The following is a 15,335-nucleotide window of genomic DNA, read 5'->3' as shown; positions in this document are numbered from 1 at the left end:
TGAGGGTGACTTCCTATTTGTAGTCGGTGCCGTTTGAGCTAAGTCTTTGGAGTATCGAGAGCTCAATCGGCATCGCCCCGAAAAGCCGCATTCGGTACACCTGCGCGTACGACACCGCTGCAGGCTCTTAAATTAGGCGTTAACTTCGAAGTTTGTGGCGCCAGGTTCAATATTGGTAGTCCGGTCGCGCTGGCTTTCATGCCACCGACACGCGAGAAGCACACCATAAATCGCCAACGCTCCAACCACCCATCCCGCCAGAATATCGACCAAGTAGTGGCTACCAACAAAGATGGTCGAAGCGGACATAAATAGGTTCCAAGCCACCAAAAAATATTTAATCACCGGCACTCGCCAGCCAGCCCAAGCGCAGATCAGCGCGGTGCCCGCATGGACCGATGGCATACTGATAATGCCGCCTGCGCGAGCAAGGTCGAACTCAAAAGTTTCCGCCGCCCGAACGGCCAAAAGCTTTGGAACCCAACTGTAAACGTCAGCGGCTCGGATGCTTGTAAGCTCACTAGGCTGCATTCCTGAAGAATCGAACGCGCCGCTGGCTGGCATCCAAATGAAGATAAAGCATGAAATCAGCACCATCAAAAGGAAGGATGCCAGCATGACATAGGCTCTCGGCGCCTGCCTGATAACTATTAGCAAAACCGGGATGAATAGAAGCTGCTTTGCCATAGAAGCATACGCATGGAAAAACCATTTTACCAAGAACGGCGAAGTATCAACCGCTTTTGCATAACTTACCCAATCAAATCCCAAGGCACGGTCAAGAACCTTCAGCAAATCATCCGCCATAGGCTGATTGAACGAGGCGACAACATAACTCAGCATGATAGCCATAATAGACGCCGCTATGCCGATCACCCAGCATTCGCAGATCAATTCTAGGGGGAGCATTCTACGTACGCGGCCATACATCATGGCGAGCAGAAAAATGACGAGAATGAACCCTATTGCTGAGAGATGGGACATATCAGTTTTAACCGAACTGATCGGTGTGCCCGCCATGAGCAAGAAGATCATCAGGCCGAATAGGGCGCGCAAAACACTACGTGCCGAAGCCAAATCCGGCATGCGCACTCGAGCATAATTATAACTGCTCAGCTGCACTGCATTTCTCCATCCTTCAAAACGAGCCATAGCGGAACGCCGCCCACAGTCTGGATGGAATACATACTATAGTTGATAAACTTAAAATGTGTAAACTGCGAAGCCTTTGTGCATGGATATGCGCAAATTGGTTGGCAGAAATTTCGCCCGGCTGCGTCAGAAGAAGGGCCTGACGCAGGAAGCGGTCGCGGAGCGCTCGGGAATAAGTCAGCAGTATCTAAGTGGGCTTGAGCGGGGCCAACGCAATCCAACAGTGATTACGCTATACGAACTCGCCCGTGCGTTAGGCGTCAGTCCCGTAGATCTGCTGAGATCTGATGGGAACACAGACTAAGGGACACGGCATGGCGAGCAAACCGCCTTTATTATGAAAAACAAATTTCCGAAATAATCCTGCTCAATTTACTGGTGCCGATAAGATTAGATCCGCTGGCACGCGAACAATGATTAGGCCGCGTTGTTTATTAATCGCGCAGCCGGTAGCAGAAGATTTCTCTCCGTATACTAGCGAGTCTCGCCGCCTCGCTCGACGGTGAAACCATGCTCCAAATACCGGGGTAAAAGGCGATAGACGTGAGGGCAGGGCAGTAGATCGATAACATTGTTATTCCTGCCCCAAACTCGCGCCGCCTTGATTGTAGGTAAACTATACCTACATACAAAGAAGCTGGCCAAGTAAGAGGATATGGATATGAGCGACTATGCAGCTCTGCTGGCCTGTCGTCTTTCGGGCCAGATATCGGATAGTTCTTGGAACGAGCATCTGAAAGATGATGTCTTCAAGAAGTGGCTTGGAAAGCGCGGCTACTTTACAAGAGATCAATCCACGGGCGAAAAAAATAAGCCCTTCGACCCGTCGAGAAAAGCCTCTTAGCTGACAATTGCACCTTGTTTAAATTTTCAAAAAAGCCCGCCTGATGGCGGGCTCTTTTCTTGGAAAGCATCGACGCATTGGGCCGGACAGGCTAGGCGATATGTCGTCCGACACTCATGTACGAAAAGCCATGGGGAATCATTTCTTCAGGGCGATAGACATTGCGTAGATCGACAATGACATTGCCAGCCATCGCGGTTTTGATGCGATGCAGATCGAGTGCGCGGAAGGAATTCCATTCCGTCATGAGAACCAGTGCATCCGCGCTCTGCGCGCATGCGTAGACATCCGAGGCATATTCGACGTCATCCAGAACGGCTCTCGCATTGGCCATGCCTTCAGGGTCAAAAGCGCAGATGCGAGCGCCGTTGTCTTGCAGGGCTCTAATGATGGCAATCGCTGGTGCCTCGCGCATATCGTCTGTATTGGGCTTGAACGTCAGGCCAAGGATTGCGATCAGCTTGCCACGCACGGAGCCGCCGCAGGCCGCGACAATCTTGCGGGCCATAACTACGCGACGTTGATCGTTGACAGCGACGACGGTTTCAACAAGGCGGAGCGGCGATCCGTTGTTCTGTGCTGTCTTGGCGAGCGCGACTGTATCTTTCGGAAAACATGAACCGCCGTAGCCGGGCCCAGGATGTAAAAACTTTCGGCCGATCCTGTTGTCGAGCCCGATTCCCAGTGCGATATCCTGAACGTCAGCTCCGACATGCTCGCACAGATCTGCCATTTCATTGATGAAAGTGATCTTCATTGCGAGGAATGCATTGGCAGCATATTTGGTCAGCTCGGCCGTTCGCCGCTTCGTTGTCAAAACGGGTGCTGCATTGAGATAGAGTGGCCGATAGAGCTCGGCAACGATGTGAGCACCACGCTCATCGTCGGCGCCGATGACAATTCTATCTGGCCGCTTGAAGTCTTCGATTGCAGCGCCTTCACGTAGAAACTCAGGATTGGAGACGACGGAGAACTCCGCCTCGGGGCGCAATTCTCGCATGATGCGCTCAACTTCGTCACCTGTTCCGACCGGGACCGTCGATTTTGTTATGACAACGGTATAACCGTCTATTGCGGCTGCAATTTCACGGGCTGCAGCATAGACATACGAAAGGTCGGCGAAGCCGTCACCACGACGTGAAGGTGTGCCAACTGCGATAAAGATAGCATCTGCTCCAGATACCGCTGTTGCTAGATCGGTTGAAAAGGAGAGACGACCTACGGCAGCATTGGCGGCCACAATTTCCTTAAGTCCGGGTTCGAAGATCGGAATATCGCCAGCTTCTAGAGCCTCAATTTTTTTCGAATCCTTATCGACGCAAACGACGTCATGGCCAAAGTCCGCAAAGCAAGCACCCGATACCAAGCCGACATAGCCAGCACCAACCATCGCTATCCGCACGCTTTGAGCTCCATATTGCGGCCGAAAGACAGGTGACAGCGGGCAAGTACTCTGGGCGCCACTGTTTTTCGGACATAGTGAGTGAGAAAGTACGTCAATGCTCCGTCAATAACTTTGCCAAGTAACGGCCATACCCCGAATTACCAAATCGAGTAGCAATTCTCGCGAGTTGTTCGCTATCGATCAGACCTTTGCGCCAAGCGATCTCTTCGGGACAGGCAATCTTTAGGCCCTGTCGTTTTTCCAGTACCTCGATGAATTGCGCGGCTTCTAACAAGCTATCGTGAGTGCCAGTATCAAGCCATGCAAAGCCACGTCCCATGACCTGGACATGTAAATTACCACGCTCAAGATAAGCGCGGTTGACGTCAGTGATTTCTATTTCGCCGCGCGGCGATGGCCTTACATTAGCAGCAATATCAAGAACTGAATTATCGTAGAAATAAAGTCCTGTTACGGCGAGATTCGATTTAGGTTTCTGAGGCTTTTCTTCGATCGAAACGACTGCGCCATTAGCGTCTAGTTCAACAACCCCGTATCGTGAGGGATCGTTTACAACATAACCAAATACGGTAGCACCTATCGATCTTGTGGTTGCTTTTGCCAGCTCACCAGCCAAACCGTGACCGTAGAAGATATTATCGCCAAGAACTAACGCGACCCTGTCGGTCCCGACAAAGTTGCGGCCAACAATGAAAGCATCAGCCAAACCGCGTGGTTTCGCTTGGATTGCGTAAGAGAATTGAAGCCCCAACTGAGAGCCGTCACCGAGTAAATTCTGAAAAGCTTTGCTATCCTCCGCCGTCGTAATCACTAAGATGTCGCGGATATCGGCAAGCATCAGAGTTGATAAGGGATAAAAGATCATAGGCTTATCGTAAACAGGCAGCAATTGCTTGCTAACGACCGTCGTAATCGGGTGCAATCGCGTACCCGTGCCCCCAGCCAGGATAATACCTTTCATCACATCCTCACCGTTTAACTAAAGCTGCCACTGTTTCGCGAACGCGCTTTTGCCATGGCTTGGATCGCAGGCCAAACACCTCTGCGAAGCGGTCTGAATCAAGCACCGAGTTTACAGGGCGACTTGCAAGAGTGGGATACTCGCTTGTTGTGATGGGCACCACTTGGGGCGCAGATCCTAAAATAGAAGCACGTTCTGCCATGATCACTTGCGCAAATTCGTACCAAGTTGCCTCGCCTTGCCCAGCAAAATGGTAAGTGCCCCATTGTATTCTTCCTTTGCAGATCTCATCACGAACTGCCATGGTTGCTTGCGCAAGATCAATCGTCGCGGTTGGAGAGCCACGTTGATCAGTGACAACCCGCAGGGAAGGATGCCCCTCCGCCAAGCGCAGCATAGTCTTCAAAAAATTGTTACCATGAATGCCGAAGATCCAGGCTGTGCGTAGAATAATGTGGTGCGCACAAACTTCACGTATCCGTCTCTCTCCTTCCTCTTTGCTCCGGCCATAGACTCCAAGTGGCGCAACTTGATCGCCTTCGTTATATGCTCCGTATTTTGTTCCATCGAAAACATAATCAGTTGAGAAGTGAAGTAGAGGGATATTTCTTTTAGCCGCGACTTCAGCAATGAAGCCCGCCCCCATTGTGTTGACCGCGTGAGCTAATTCCGGCTCGGATTCGGCCCGATCTACAGCAGTAAAAGCTGCGGCGTTGACAATAAGAGTGGGGCGATATGCGGCAACAGCAGCATCTATCGTTTCTCGGTCTATAATATTACACGAAGAATGTCCTAGCCCTTTGAGCCAGGCACCACGTGAGGCAGCGAGTGCTCGGATTTCTCGCCCCACCTGTCCTTCGGCACCGAGCAGTAGAATGCGTGAATTCACATCACGCCCAGCCGTTCACCGCGATAATAGCCGCCACGTATCTGTTGCCACCATTCTTGATTGTCGAGATACCAACGCACAGTTTTGGCAAGGCCACTCTCGAAGCTCTCTTGTGGTTGCCAGCTGAGTTCAGCTTCGATTTTAGCAGTGTCAATGGCGTATCGGCGATCATGTCCTGGTCTATCCTCGACGAAGCGGATAAGCCGTTCAGCAGGCCCTCTGACCGGATCATAAGCAAGCTCGTCAATAAGCGAACAAACCGTTTTCACCACTTCTAAATTTGTGCGTTCAGCTTTGCCGCCGATCGCATAAGTCTCGCCAGGACGTCCTCTTTGTATAACTGCTACAAGAGCTCGCGCATGATCCTCTACGTGTAGCCAATCGCGAACATTTCCTCCATCGCCATAGACGGGTAATTCACGTCCCTCCAGGGCGCTCAAAATCATTAGCGGGATTAGCTTTTCGGGGAATTGATAAGGGCCGTAATTGTTTGAGCAGTTCGTTATTAGCGTTGGCAAGCCATAGGTGTGTCCCCATGCGCGAACAAGATGATCAGAGGCAGCTTTTGATGCCGAGTAGGGGGAGCGCGGATCATAGGGGGTCGTCTCATTGAACAACCCTTCCGATTCTAAAGATCCGAATACTTCGTCCGTAGAAATGTGATGAAACCGGAAATGAGCTTGTCTGGAAACATTTAGCTTTCGCCAATAATCTAAGGATGCTTGCAGCAACGTGAAGGTACCAACCACGTTGGTTTGAACAAAGGTGCCGGGTCCGTCAATGGAACGATCAACATGACTTTCCGCAGCAAGATGCATCACGACATGAGGTTGAAATTTTGCGAATGCTCGCTGGATCGCTACCTCATGAGCGATGTTCGCTTCGAGAAAGTGGTAGTGTGTGTTGCTCGCGACTGGTGCCAAGTTCTCGAGATTGCCCGCGTACGTGAGTGCGTCGATAACAAGGACTTCAGCTTTCTGATTGAGGATGAGCTCGCGGACGACGGCTGAACCTATAAAACCCGCTCCGCCAGTTACAATAACACGCATCAAAATACTTCCTCAGTAAAGAACGGACTGACAACATGGGCTAACTGTGGGAGCGTAGCATCCTTTGATGAAACGATTGCTTCAGATGTTGTAACGGGCCAATCAATTCTAAGGTGCGGATCCGCCCAGAAGATTCCGCCTTCGTTTTCTGCAGAATACGGATTGTCGACCTTGTAGGCGACCTCCGTTCCCGCTTCTAAAGTGCAAAACCCATGCGCAAACCCCCGAGGCACAAAAAGCTGTTCTCCGTTGTCTGCGGTTAATGTTGCTGCACACCAGCAGCCATACGACGGGGAACCTACTCTGATATCGACTGCAACATCGTAGATTGCCCCTTTTAAAACGCGGACAAGTTTGGCCTGCGCCAAAGGTGGATGCTGGTAATGTAAACCTCGTACAATTCCACGCTGTTCTGACAGAGATTGGTTGTCCTGTAGGAAAACCGCGTCTATCCCGGCCGCAATGAAAGCGAGGGCGTTGTAAGTCTCTACAAAATAGCCTCGTGGGTCTCCAAAACGATGTGTCTTGATGAGTAATGGACCTTTTAAATCAAAGGGTTCAAAACGGAACTTGTCCATACTGAACGTCCAGCCGTCGAATGGAATAATATGGTTCTGTGAAACGAAGCACCCAGATAACTCAAGACTTATAAGTAAAAAATGTCAACCCCGCTCAATAGAGGTGCATTTGCTTTACAAATTTAAATATCAATATAAAGCAAGTACTTGGGGCGTTTTCGGAAGTTCTTACGATATTATGATAGTTAAGTCGAAATTCGAAGCGGCGCAGGAGGAAGTATTATCAATGTTGCAATGCTCGAAAAGCAGCTTTTGTCACTCTAGACGAACTTCTTTGATTTTAATATTTGCCAATATAGATTCATATTGACTCGTCAAAGTGGTGATCGTTTCGCATACTCCCTCAGTTTAGTGCGCTCGTATGGGACCAAATGATCCAACTCGATAACATATTTAAATTCTATAGAAACAGTGGCTACACAAAAATTGTGCTCGACCATGTTTCAGCAACATTCTTGAGCGGCCGATCTTATGCCCTTCTCGGCGTTAACGGCGCAGGTAAATCCACCACTATGCGTCTTATTGCAGGAACGGAACTTCCCAATTCTGGAAAGATAAGAAGGTCTGTCCGTGTGTCGTGGCCATTAGGGTTCTCGGGAGGATTTCACTCCTCCATGACCGGGAAAGAAAATGTGAAATTTGTTGCCCGTGCATATGGAGAAAATGTTAGGCGAATACTGGAATTTGTCGAAGATTTCGCAGAGCTTGGTGATTACATTGATGTTCCGGTTAAGACTTATTCGTCGGGGATGATGGCAAGGCTCGCATTTGGGTTGTCTATGGCGATTGAATTTGAGTGCTATTTAATTGATGAGATTACAGCTGTTGGAGATGCGCGTTTTCAAGCACGTTGTAAGGCGATATTTGAGCAAAGGCGGGCTAACGCTGATGTGATCGTGATTTCTCATTCTATGGAAATCGTCAAAACCTATTGTGACCAAGGAGCTGTTCTCGTAGACGGCCGTATGTTGATGTTTGATACGGTCGATAAGGCCATTGAAGCCTATATTCGTCTTAATCGGTGAGGGCTTCGAATGGATATCGATCACGACAAAGGAACAAACTTATCTCCCGCGGAACGCGCTAGGGCGATGTCTCAAGCTCTTGCTGACGCTGCTCGCCGTGTTCGTCTGGCTAGGTATAAGACATCTTTGAGTGGAGGAGGATTTCAGGCTCGTCGCGGCCAACGCGCTATGCGTATTTTCGTGATTGTTTCCTTCCTCCTCCTCGTTGCTATTCCGATAAGCTGTTCAGCTATCTATTATGGCATCTTAGCTTCTGATCAATATGCTGTTGAAGCCCAGTTCACAGTGATGGGCGGCGAAGTTCAAGCAACGAAAGATGGATTTGGTGCAGCTGCAGGAATCCCGTTGCTGGCCATTATTCAAGACACGCAGATCGTTGCAAACTATATAACGAGCCGAGCCATGGTTGAGGAACTGGAAAAAGCTGCGAATCTTCGCGCTGCTTACGAGAGTCCTTCAATAGATTGGTTTGCTCGGCTACGTCCGGGTCAACCGATTGAGAAAGTGGTACGTTATTGGAAGAAAATGGTATCGAGTTCGATCTCCATGCCATCGGGCATTGTTGAAGTCGAGGTCAAAGCTTTCACGCCAGAATCGGCCGCACGGATAGGAAAGGCAATCATCGGCATTAGTGAAAAGCTGGTGAACGATCTAAACGCCCGAACGACCGCCGATATGGTGAAAAGCACCCAGATTGAATTAGAGCGTGCGTCGGAGCGACTTGCTAAAGCCCGGATCAATTTGGAGCAAGCCAGAAACGATGAAGGTATTTTGGACGCAACCGGGGCTGCCAATCTACTCAATAAACTAATCACCGAGGCTAAAGCTTCACTTCTTTCTTTACAGCAGGAGCGAGCTACTCAACTCAAATATGTTCAGGAAACTTCACCACAGATGCGTGTGTTATCCAGTCGTATCGACGCTACAAGATCTCAGATACAGGAACTTGAAGCAAAACTCACAACTACGAAAACCACAAACAACGCGCAAGTAGCGTTATCGAGTTCGATGACCAAGTTCGCTGCTCTCGATCTTGAGAGACAGATTGCCGAGCGTTTATACGCTGGTTCTGCAGCAGCCTTGGAGATAGCTCGCATAGCAGCTGAGCGAAAAGCGATGTATCTGAACACATTTGTGTGGCCCGTTGAGCCGGAATATCCACTTTATCCTAAGCGCGCTCTTATGTTCGTGCTTATCGTTTTGGTGGTCACGGGAGTTTGGGGCATTTTGGTTGGTCTAGTCGCGTTAGCGCGAAATCACATGGCTTGATTCAGGATGTTGTTTAACATCGAACATGACGGTGGCACCCACATAATTGGCTATGTAGTTCCTGATGGCTATTCCGGTGAAGCAAAACTCAGAATCAGAGCAAATGGGCGGGTCCTTTTAGAAATTTCTACCGTTGATTTTCGACCTGCACTTGTCACAGCGGGACGCCATGAAACCGGTAGATGTGGTTTTTTACTGGACAACAATCTTCTTCCTGGCCTTGAAACAATACCAGATCTCGAAATAGTAGATGTTGCAAATAATGTACTTGTGTACAGAAGGCCCCAACCAACGCGCCTCCGAAAAAAAATATTGCGTTTAGAGACACATTTATTTCCTTTGAGAAAATTAGATTTATCCGTTGCTCCCTTTTTTCAATATAGTGCCTGTAGGGTGGAGCAGTATGGCAAGGAAACTGTTGATCAGATGTTCCTTCTCAATGGAGTAGATTCTGTTTTTTTGTCTGGTCGGATTATGTATAGAGGTTATCAGCATTATATTGATGGACAATTCTCGGTATTTCTTGTGATGCAAGATCCTTATGAGGAACTCGCGGAACGCATTCTTGTTTTGAAAGCTTTAAGTCAAAATGAGAAGAAATTACTGAATGAACGTGAGCGGATGCTTTTTAATCCAGTGATAGCTTATTTAGCAAATTTATCTTTGGCGGATACCGCGGCACTAAAGCGCTGTATTATTAATATGCCAAAAGAGGTTATTGCGACGCTCTCTAATCCAATCGTCCGCCAGCTAACCGTTTCAACTCCCGACGAAATGCCCCAGCGATTTTCGGTTGCTAGTGCTTTAGACATGCTCTCGTCCTGCCAGTTGGTTGGCTTTCGCCACGAACCCAACAGACTAAGCGAAGCAATTGCAGAGACATGGAACATTGATGCTGCGGAGATTAGTATTCCGGAACAAATACCGTCCATTCGCAAACTAGGCGCTATGTTAAAAGACATGGCTGCAGTACGGGCATTTCTAGAAAAGGACATTGAGCTTTATCAGAATGCTTCGGAAGCAGCCAAAGCTGTAGAACTGGGGCTCGGAAAGTTTGACGATGAAGGATGAAGATTTATCGCCGTCTTTGAAGCCTGATATTGCCGAGCCATCGAGGGTGTCACCAAATCGATTAAGGTTCGGCCGCGTTAGAAATTTTTTTCTAACGACACGAGTTCCAATTGGTCCGGTTCAGCGTAAGTTGCTCACTCCATCAACTGATGGAAAAGTGATTAGAAGCTTCATGCTTCTTCTGCGGAGGATATCAATATTTAAAGCTAGTTTTATTTGTTGTGTTGTTATTCCGGCACTGGTTGTTAGTTTGTATTTTGCTTTTATTGCATCAGATCAATTTGCAACCGAAGCACGATTTGCTGTTAGAACGGCCCAATTCGAAGGTGACCCTAGTGGAAACATTAAACCTGGGGTAGCGAGCGGAGGTAGCCCGGTCCGAGTACCGTCTCTTGCGGGTCAGGAAGCGTACGTCGTTGCTGCCTATATTCGAAGTGCTGCTATTTTCGATGACTTCCCGAAGAGCCTCGACTTGCGAGCTATATTCTCTCGGCCAGAAGCTGATTTCTGGGCGCGTTTAAAATCCAATGCTACACGCGAGGAACTTTTGCGCTACTGGCTTTCCATGGTGGATGTCAGGGTCAATAATTTGTCTGGCGTTGTTACAGTCTTTGTTAAAGCGTTTAGACCTGAAGATTCATATGAGGTCGCCCTTGGAATTATTCACGCAAGCGAAATCTTAGTAAATCGTCTATCGGAGCGTGCTCGCAATGATGCTGTTGGCCGCGCCGAGCAGGAGGTTCGTCGAAACGAACAATTGGTCCAGAGTGCTCTTCGGGATATGCAAGACTATCGCGATAGCCAGCAATTCATCGATCCCAGTAGTGAGGCGACGTCGACGTCGACGTTGTTAACGCGTGCGATGAATGACCGAATTCAGCTACAAAGCGATTATTTCGTCGCTACGCGTGCCATGTCGGTCAGTGCTCCGAGCGCTCTCGTTTTGAAATCCCGGCTGGACGCATTGGATCAGCAGATAGAGCAGCTTAAAGCGAGAATGACGGGACCAGCGGAACGACGCACTATTTCTGCTGCGATTGGTAAATTCGAGGAGTTGGAACTGAGGCGGCAGTTTGCAGAGCGACTCTACACAATGTCACAGGACGCGTTACAGCGTGCGAAACAGAAGGCTGAGTGGCAAAATATATACTTGTCGGTTTTTGTGCCGCCCGCTCTTGCGCAGCTAGCTTTGTTTCCTGAACGCATTAACATGACGCTATTGATATTTGCAGTATTGGCCATTGTATGGGGAATACTCAGCTTGATATCCGCAGCTATAAGAGATCACATGGTTTAAGCTATGGCCACATTATCATCGCTTCTGACTGCACAGGCAAATGTTCTAAACGCCTTAATGTTACGGGATATTCGAACACGCATGTTTGGCTCATCCCTGGGGTTTATTATAGTTATTGTCTGGCCGCTTTCACACATTCTTATCCTGGTCGCGATTCATAGTCTCTTGGGACATATGGCTCCGTATGGCAGTAGCACTCCGCTCTGGGTTGCAACAGGTACCGTTCCTTTTATGGTTTTTTCTTATATGTCGCGTTTTATGATGCTCAGCGTAGTCCAGAATAAGCCATTATTATATTTTCCAGTAATTTCTGTTACAGATATTTTATTCGCCCGTGCTATTGTCGAGATACTTAGTTCTTCAACCGTAATTATGTTTGTCATACTGATTTTAATTACTGTCGGAGTAGATGTTTATCCTATGGAATTGAGTACTGTAGTTACAGCTGTTCTCGTTTCTGCGCTTTTGGGTCTCGGTGTAGGCGTGCTTAACGGTGTTATAGCCGCTTTTGTGCCGGCCTGGGTTACAGGCTATACTTTGCTCGTAATTCTTTTGTGGGCTGCATCGGGAATCATGTTTGTTCCGAGCCATTTGCCTCAACAGGTGCAGACAGTGCTCTATTTTCATCCTGTGCTACACACAATCGAATGGGTAAGATCTGGCTACTATGACGGCTACAACTCAGATATTCTAGATAAATGGTATCCTATCATTTTTGGAACCTGTGCATTAATGTTAGGACTCGTCGCTGAGCGCGTGTTTAGAGGCAAAATAATTTAATAAAAATAGCCGCTTGATAACCTTAATTAGTTTCCAAACTATAACATATAGATTTAAAGACAAGCGTGGGAGCTACGCTAGGCAAAATGATATCGCCGAAATTATTTTCAGCAGCAAGAACTATTCGCGAAGATCAAGTCACTCTTATTTTAGAAGAATATAAATCTGTTGAATTTGAGATATTGTCATTGTCAAAAATGACGCGGCCTCAGGCACCTGTCGTTATTTCTGTAATTAAGAACGAGCTAAATATTATAGCCGAATTTCTCAGTCACTATAGAGAATTAGGTGTAGAAAAATTTGCCTTTATTGATAATGGGTCCGAAGATGGAACTGTAGAGTTTTTATCAAGTCAAGACGATGTGGATTTATATAAAGTAATAAAACCATTTTCTACGCTCAGAAAGCAAGCTTGGATCAATCTCTTAATTAAGACTTATGCCGAAAATTGGATTATTTACGTCGATGCTGACGAGCATATCGTATTTGATGATCTGCGCTTTGAATATAAATTACCTGACCTTGCGCGGTTTATGGACAGGCTTGGTGTAAGGCGCGTTCGTGGTTGTTTGGTCGACATGTATGGGTCATTTTTAATTCCTGAAGCGAGCGGCGAGCCACGTGCGCTGACGGAAGTTTGCCCATTCTTTGATAAGAGTGGATATAACGAATATCAGCTACTGCAATTTATCTCTCGCGAAGGTGGGATTCGTCAGCGCATTTTTAGAGATATCTCCGCAGAGTTTCGGCCCCAGCTCACCAAATATCCAATGTTTCGTCTGGACGACCGGGAGCTTTTCACCAACCCGCACTATCTCTGGCCTTACGAGCCAAACTTTAAAAGCGACTGCTTTTTAGGAATACTACATTTTAAATTTCTTCCTAATTTTATGTCAAAAACCGAAACGGCAATTATAGAGGGAGGATACTGGAAAAATAGTTTTGAATATCGTTGCTACAAAGAATTGCTCGTGAGAGACGGTAACATTCCATTATGCGAGAATATTACTGCAGTTTATGAGGGTCCGAGTTCTTTAACAGCGCACAATATTATCTCGCCAATTTTCAAAGATTGACAACCATCATTTTTTTCTAAGCACGACGATATTTTGATGGGCTGCCAAGAAAGGTACGATGTCGACGATTTCCATCTCATTTTGCCAGTGCTCGTAGATGTATTGAGATGAATGATAGACATTCACATAATAATTTTCGGAACCGTCACCTAAGTATAACTGATCATTATTATCTTCTAGAATGAACTTTTCGTGCTCGATTTTCCGTATAGCTTCTGAGCTACCTCCTTGAAGCGCAATCTGCGGTGCGCCCATCACTGATACCATCGCAAGGCCTCCCGGGCGAAGAAGTCGTGCAAGCTCTGTGAGCCAGGCGAATTGCACATCTTCACGAAGGTGAGTGAATACCGAAATGCCGATGATAAGGCCGAACGATTGATCCGGAAAAGGTAATGGAGGATTTAGCGGGCTTAGGCGTATGGGGAACCATGGTAAGTTTTGGCGACACCAATCTACGTTAGCTGGATCGACATCGACGCCATGAAGTGATCCCTCGCAGCCTAGCTTTCGTAAATAGCGGCTCACTCTTGCGCAACCACATCCCCAGTCTAAGACTGGTCCTAATTCTGCTACTGACTTGCCATAGGTCCGCAGGAGATAACTATTGATACGGTTCGCAACAGTGGCGCCTCCCAGTCGATAGTGAAGTGCATTGCGATTGCCGATCACTCGATAAATGTTATCGCCTTTCGGTAAAGGGTCGTCCTCTTGAGACGAGGCGAGCAACCACCAACCGTTATTCGTAATCCTATCATCGTCGAAATAGCCTGACGGCAAGAACTCAAGCGACACGAACGGTGTGTCATCGGTGTAAGCGAAACGTACAGAAAAGCGATAGGCCGAGGGCGGAAGATCTGGGACAATAGCACGCACATCACCGAAAGCTGGATGATATGAATTGGGAGCAAGAAAATGGCGGCTATTGACCAGAAATCTAGCACTGGCCACTGGGTGGAAAGGCGACAAGAACCAGCCATCGACAGCGATCTGCCCATCGGAAAGGTGAAAATCATCTACCATCCAACGAAGATTCTGGGCTAATGACATTTGGGCAGAAAAAAAAGGACCCTGCCAATTAGATATATTTGACTCCATTGTTCGTGGAAAAATGCTCCGTAGAAGCTGCATGCAAAAGCGATTTGCCATATTGAAACACTCTCGTGCCGCAGTGTTGTTGACTACGGCTCGCCTAACCGCGTCCAAGGATGCCGTAATGATATTAAATTAAACAACCGATCATAATTGCCTACTGTATCAGTGCGAAGCATGGAAGATTCATGAACTCGATACTTGCATAGAAGTTCCGGTACATAGCAGACCTGTGCATCTTGTTCGACTAGTTTGCACCAAAAATCATAATCCTCCCATCCTCCGTCGAGATGAGTATAACCTCCAACTTGGCGCCACATGCGTCGATGAACCATTGCCATTGCATCAATATACGGTCCATTAGATAGCAATGTTTGGGACCAATAATCTGCAAGGCCTACATCGCTGACATCGCCAAACATTACGAGCTGAGAATAGGCCGCATCAGCATTTGCTGCTGTCATGGCTCGCTTTAGTTTACGGATGCAAGCGGGAAAGATGACGTTGTCGGCATCCATCACAAACACTGAGTTACAGGTTGCGACTTCAAAGGCCGTATTGCGTGCTTCGGCGAGCCCGTAATTAATTTCGTGGCGAAGTAAAATGCCGCTTGCGAAGTGAACGCAATGCGCGCGCATCCAGGCCTCGGCTACGGCAGTCGAATTGTCTCGTTGAGAGCAGTCATCGACAACGATTAATTGGATATTTGGATAATCTTGCTGAGCAACCGAAGAGAGGCATTCTTCGATATGCCGTGCATAATTATATAGACTTATTGCTACAGACACACCCGTATCAGCATCGATATTTCCCCATTCCAGAACTACTTGTCTGGCATTTTTCATTTGCT

At 47.7% G+C, this 15,335-nt stretch carries 16 protein-coding genes; 8 read left to right on the top strand and 8 right to left on the bottom strand.

Annotation, left to right across the window (positions count from 1 at the left end; all coding sequences use genetic code 11):
• Nucleotides 1-132: 132 nt before the first annotated feature.
• On the bottom strand, nucleotides 133-1,122 hold the full coding sequence (locus OIM99_RS01685) for a phosphatase PAP2 family protein (RefSeq protein WP_311848578.1): 990 nt from the start codon (nucleotides 1,120-1,122) through the stop codon (nucleotides 133-135).
• A 112-nt stretch (nucleotides 1,123-1,234) separates the two neighbouring features.
• Between OIM99_RS01685 and OIM99_RS01680 the strand changes: the two genes are divergently transcribed.
• Nucleotides 1,235-1,456 (top strand): helix-turn-helix transcriptional regulator, encoded by a 222-nt coding sequence (locus OIM99_RS01680; RefSeq protein ID WP_311848577.1) that lies wholly within the window; start codon nucleotides 1,235-1,237, stop codon nucleotides 1,454-1,456.
• 357 nt (nucleotides 1,457-1,813) lie between these two features.
• Nucleotides 1,814-1,996: a hypothetical protein gene (locus OIM99_RS01675; protein ID WP_311848576.1), complete on the top strand. Its 183-nt coding sequence runs from the start codon at nucleotides 1,814-1,816 to the stop codon at nucleotides 1,994-1,996.
• A gap of 91 nt (nucleotides 1,997-2,087) precedes the next feature.
• Here the strand turns inward: OIM99_RS01675 and OIM99_RS01670 are convergent, their stop codons facing one another.
• The 5 genes from OIM99_RS01670 to rfbC form a co-directional block, all read right to left on the bottom strand.
• A complete protein-coding gene (locus tag OIM99_RS01670) occupies nucleotides 2,088-3,398 on the bottom strand; it encodes a UDP-glucose/GDP-mannose dehydrogenase family protein (RefSeq protein ID WP_311848575.1) in 1,311 nt (436 codons plus the stop codon).
• 94 nt (nucleotides 3,399-3,492) lie between these two features.
• Nucleotides 3,493-4,362 carry a glucose-1-phosphate thymidylyltransferase RfbA gene (gene rfbA, locus OIM99_RS01665; protein ID WP_311848574.1) on the bottom strand — a complete coding sequence of 290 codons (870 nt, stop codon included), beginning with the start codon at nucleotides 4,360-4,362 and terminating at the stop codon, nucleotides 3,493-3,495.
• A gap of 7 nt (nucleotides 4,363-4,369) precedes the next feature.
• Nucleotides 4,370-5,251, bottom strand: coding sequence for a dTDP-4-dehydrorhamnose reductase (gene rfbD, locus OIM99_RS01660; RefSeq protein ID WP_311848573.1), 882 nt, complete (start codon nucleotides 5,249-5,251; stop codon nucleotides 4,370-4,372).
• The gene (gene rfbB, locus OIM99_RS01655; protein WP_311848572.1) at nucleotides 5,248-6,300 is read right to left on the bottom strand and encodes a dTDP-glucose 4,6-dehydratase; all 1,053 of its coding nucleotides are present in this window, start codon (nucleotides 6,298-6,300) and stop codon (nucleotides 5,248-5,250) included. Before rfbB ends, rfbD begins: the two co-directional genes overlap by 4 nt.
• On the bottom strand, nucleotides 6,300-6,878 hold the full coding sequence (rfbC, locus tag OIM99_RS01650; RefSeq protein ID WP_311848571.1) for a dTDP-4-dehydrorhamnose 3,5-epimerase: 579 nt from the start codon (nucleotides 6,876-6,878) through the stop codon (nucleotides 6,300-6,302). The genes rfbB and rfbC overlap by 1 nt, the downstream gene beginning before the upstream one ends.
• Nucleotides 6,879-7,249: 371 nt before the next feature.
• Between rfbC and OIM99_RS01645 the strand changes: the two genes are divergently transcribed.
• The 6 genes from OIM99_RS01645 (at nucleotide 7,250) to OIM99_RS01620 (ending at nucleotide 13,396) form a co-directional block, all read left to right on the top strand.
• The gene (locus OIM99_RS01645; RefSeq protein WP_311848570.1) at nucleotides 7,250-7,903 is read left to right on the top strand and encodes an ABC transporter ATP-binding protein; all 654 of its coding nucleotides are present in this window, start codon (nucleotides 7,250-7,252) and stop codon (nucleotides 7,901-7,903) included.
• A 9-nt stretch (nucleotides 7,904-7,912) separates the two neighbouring features.
• A complete protein-coding gene (locus OIM99_RS01640; protein WP_311848569.1) occupies nucleotides 7,913-9,172 on the top strand; it encodes a lipopolysaccharide biosynthesis protein in 1,260 nt (419 codons plus the stop codon).
• 6 nt (nucleotides 9,173-9,178) lie between these two features.
• Nucleotides 9,179-10,243 carry a hypothetical protein gene (locus tag OIM99_RS01635; RefSeq protein WP_311848568.1) on the top strand — a complete coding sequence of 355 codons (1,065 nt, stop codon included), beginning with the start codon at nucleotides 9,179-9,181 and terminating at the stop codon, nucleotides 10,241-10,243.
• Nucleotides 10,233-11,540 carry a capsule biosynthesis protein gene (locus OIM99_RS01630; protein WP_311848567.1) on the top strand — a complete coding sequence of 436 codons (1,308 nt, stop codon included), beginning with the start codon at nucleotides 10,233-10,235 and terminating at the stop codon, nucleotides 11,538-11,540. The genes OIM99_RS01635 and OIM99_RS01630 overlap by 11 nt, the downstream gene beginning before the upstream one ends.
• Nucleotides 11,541-11,543: 3 nt before the next feature.
• Nucleotides 11,544-12,320: an ABC transporter permease gene (locus tag OIM99_RS01625; RefSeq protein WP_311848566.1), complete on the top strand. Its 777-nt coding sequence runs from the start codon at nucleotides 11,544-11,546 to the stop codon at nucleotides 12,318-12,320.
• A gap of 65 nt (nucleotides 12,321-12,385) precedes the next feature.
• Nucleotides 12,386-13,396, top strand: a complete 1,011-nt coding sequence (locus OIM99_RS01620) for a glycosyltransferase family 2 protein (RefSeq protein ID WP_311848565.1) — start codon at nucleotides 12,386-12,388, stop codon at nucleotides 13,394-13,396.
• 6 nt (nucleotides 13,397-13,402) lie between these two features.
• Here OIM99_RS01620 and OIM99_RS01615 read toward each other — a convergent pair whose 3' ends face one another.
• Nucleotides 13,403-14,416 (bottom strand): class I SAM-dependent methyltransferase, encoded by a 1,014-nt coding sequence (locus OIM99_RS01615; RefSeq protein WP_311848564.1) that lies wholly within the window; start codon nucleotides 14,414-14,416, stop codon nucleotides 13,403-13,405.
• Nucleotides 14,417-14,574: 158 nt separating this feature from the next.
• Nucleotides 14,575-15,330, bottom strand: a complete 756-nt coding sequence (locus OIM99_RS01610; protein WP_311848563.1) for a glycosyltransferase family A protein — start codon at nucleotides 15,328-15,330, stop codon at nucleotides 14,575-14,577.
• Nucleotides 15,331-15,335: the final 5 nt, after the last annotated feature.

This window comes from Methylocella sp. CPCC 101449 (genome assembly GCF_031921685.1).
In the GTDB taxonomy this organism is placed as follows: Bacteria; Pseudomonadota; Alphaproteobacteria; order Rhizobiales; family Beijerinckiaceae; genus Terripilifer.
The sequence above is the reverse complement of the archived record's forward strand: the minus strand, read 5'-3'. Positions and strand labels throughout refer to the sequence as shown.

Bases quoted from the DNA above. Each gene is read 5' to 3' on its own strand.
- OIM99_RS01615 (WP_311848564.1), bottom strand. From the start codon at position 14,416: ATGGTAGATGATTTTCACCTTTCCGATGGGCAGATCGCTGTCGATGGC.
- rfbA (WP_311848574.1), bottom strand. From the start codon at position 4,362: ATGAAAGGTATTATCCTGGCTGGGGGCACGGGTACGCGATTGCACCCG.
- OIM99_RS01625 (WP_311848566.1), top strand. From the start codon at position 11,544: ATGGCCACATTATCATCGCTTCTGACTGCACAGGCAAATGTTCTAAAC.
- OIM99_RS01640 (WP_311848569.1), top strand. From the start codon at position 7,913: ATGGATATCGATCACGACAAAGGAACAAACTTATCTCCCGCGGAACGC.
- OIM99_RS01645 (WP_311848570.1), top strand. From the start codon at position 7,250: ATGATCCAACTCGATAACATATTTAAATTCTATAGAAACAGTGGCTAC.
- OIM99_RS01680 (WP_311848577.1), top strand. From the start codon at position 1,235: ATGGATATGCGCAAATTGGTTGGCAGAAATTTCGCCCGGCTGCGTCAG.
- OIM99_RS01610 (WP_311848563.1), bottom strand. From the start codon at position 15,330: ATGAAAAATGCCAGACAAGTAGTTCTGGAATGGGGAAATATCGATGCT.
- rfbC (WP_311848571.1), bottom strand. From the start codon at position 6,878: ATGGACAAGTTCCGTTTTGAACCCTTTGATTTAAAAGGTCCATTACTC.
- OIM99_RS01630 (WP_311848567.1), top strand. From the start codon at position 10,233: ATGAAGGATGAAGATTTATCGCCGTCTTTGAAGCCTGATATTGCCGAG.
- rfbB (WP_311848572.1), bottom strand. From the start codon at position 6,300: ATGCGTGTTATTGTAACTGGCGGAGCGGGTTTTATAGGTTCAGCCGTC.
- OIM99_RS01675 (WP_311848576.1), top strand. From the start codon at position 1,814: ATGAGCGACTATGCAGCTCTGCTGGCCTGTCGTCTTTCGGGCCAGATA.
- OIM99_RS01635 (WP_311848568.1), top strand. From the start codon at position 9,179: ATGTTGTTTAACATCGAACATGACGGTGGCACCCACATAATTGGCTAT.